Raw genomic sequence first — 252 nt, 5'->3', positions numbered from 1 at the left:
CCCGAAATTCATCGGGCACCCGCAGGAGGACGCGAGCGATGTGGTATTTCACGTGGATACTCGGCATTGGCGTCGCGCTCGGCTTCGGCATCATCAACGTGATGTGGCTCGATGCGAACGGCAAGTTCTTCGAGCGGCCCGGCGACACCCCGGCCTCCAGCGGCGACGATGGCCGCGCCCGTGCGCCGGCAGCACCGGAAAGCCGTTCGTGACGAGACTGGTGATGGTGTGCGGTCACGCCGGCACGGGCAA

Annotated in this window: 1 protein-coding gene; it reads left to right on the top strand. The window is 66.3% G+C overall.

Features of this window, described 5'->3' with window-relative positions; all coding sequences use genetic code 11:
* Positions 1–38 precede the first annotated feature (38 nt).
* Positions 39–212, top strand: a complete 174-nt coding sequence (gene cydX / locus SB816_RS33530) for a cytochrome bd-I oxidase subunit CydX (protein ID WP_065064730.1) — start codon at positions 39–41, stop codon at positions 210–212.
* Positions 213–252 lie beyond the last annotated feature (40 nt).

It is taken from the genome of Achromobacter sp. SIMBA_011 (assembly GCF_046535435.1).
Classification (GTDB): Bacteria; Pseudomonadota; Gammaproteobacteria; order Burkholderiales; family Burkholderiaceae_B; genus Achromobacter; species Achromobacter dolens.
This window is presented reverse-complemented; position numbering and strand designations above follow the sequence as displayed.